Annotated in this window: 2 protein-coding genes; one reads left to right on the top strand and one right to left on the bottom strand. The window is 64.3% G+C overall.

Translation table 11 applies throughout. The annotated features are described in order from the left end of the window. The coding region (locus QZX79_RS01550; RefSeq protein WP_294563684.1) for an LLM class flavin-dependent oxidoreductase at positions 1-584 on the top strand (584 nt) is incomplete at its 5' end. Between the two features lie 67 nt (positions 585-651). Here the strand turns inward: QZX79_RS01550 and QZX79_RS01555 are convergent. Then, positions 652-1,089, bottom strand: coding sequence for a VOC family protein (locus QZX79_RS01555; protein ID WP_294563686.1), 438 nt, complete (start codon positions 1,087-1,089; stop codon positions 652-654). Positions 1,090-1,478 lie beyond the last annotated feature (389 nt).

Here is a 1,478-nt window from a genome sequence, read left to right on the forward strand (position 1 = left end):
TCGCGGCGACGGTCGACATCATCTCCAACGGGCGGCTCGACTTCGGGATCGGCGCGGGCTGGAACGTGTACGAGCACGAGAGCATGGGCATCCCGCTCTACAAGCCCGGAGAGCGGATTCGCCGCCTGGGGGAAGCGTGCGAGATCGTCAAGCGGCTGTTCACGGAACCGACGGTCGATTTCGACGGCCGCTATTACCAGCTTGCGGACGCCCGGAGCGAGCCGAAGCCGGTCCAGCGGCCATACCCGCCGTTCGTGATCGGCGGCGGTGGCGAGAAGCTGACCCTGCGGATCGTCGCGCAATATGCGGATATCTGGAACTACGGCGGTGGCACGGTCGAGGAGTTCAGCCACAAGGTTGCCGTCCTGCGCGAGCACTGCGCGGAGGTCGGGCGTGACCCGGGGGAGATCGTACTGTCGTATCAGCACCGGATCAATGCCGACGATCCCGCGTCCTCCGTCAGCGAGATCCAGCGCTTCGTCGATGCCGGGGCGACGCACATCGTGCTCTACCTCTCTGCCCCCTACCCGGACGGGATCGCGACACGCGTGGCGGACGAGGTGATCGCCAACGTGCACGCCTGAGCATCCAAATCAGGTGAAGGGTGGACAGAGGTCGGTTCGCACGACCTCTGTCCACCGGTGACAGCAGCTATGACGCAGGGGTATAGGTGATCATCCACTGCATGCCGTACTGGTCGACCAGGGAGCCGAAATAGTCGCCCCAGAACATGTCCGCCATCGGCATCTCAACCTTCCCGCCGGCGGAGAGGGAGGCAAAGAGGGTGTCGGCTTCCTCCCGGGTGTCCGGCTGGAGGTTGATGTAGACGTTGTTCCCCTGGGTGAGGGTCATACCCATGGACTCCGTCGCGTCCGTCCCCATCAGCAGGTGGCCACCCAGGATCGGCAACTGCACATTCATCACCAGTTGCTTGTCCGCCTCGCTGAGGGGAGGTTGCCCGTCCTGGGGCGGAGCGTCGCCCATCCGGAAGATGCCCCCGACAAAGTCCGTCCCGAAGACCGACTTGTAGAAGGTGAAGGCGGCTTCCGTCGTGCCATTGAAATTGAGATAGGTGCTGGTTTGGGCCACGGTGATCTCCTTGGAACGCCTGAAGCTCAGCATATGGCGTTTGGTGGATACGGGCTTCTTCCATCTTGCGTCGACGATCGACATCGCTCCCGGTTCGAGGATGTCCAACAAGCCGCGCGCGGGATGGTCAGTTGGATTTCGACGTGGGCCGCGCATGTCCCACCAGTCTCATCCCTCTGACCTGACCGGCGGCGAGTGGACGGTCCTTGGGCCGCTGAACCTGGCCCCAGAACCGGACGGGCGGTTGCCACGGCGAGACCTCGTCGACGCGAGGTGCCCGCGCTGCCGGGTGGGATCACCCTGGGAGTGATGCCTCTGGAACCGGCGCCAATGGGTAAGAGGATGGGGGTGGCAGGCACGCGCTCAGCTCTGCCATGGCCGCATGCAGC

It is taken from the genome of uncultured Arthrobacter sp., from assembly GCF_902805515.1.
Classification (GTDB): Bacteria; Actinomycetota; Actinomycetes; order Actinomycetales; family Micrococcaceae; genus Arthrobacter_D.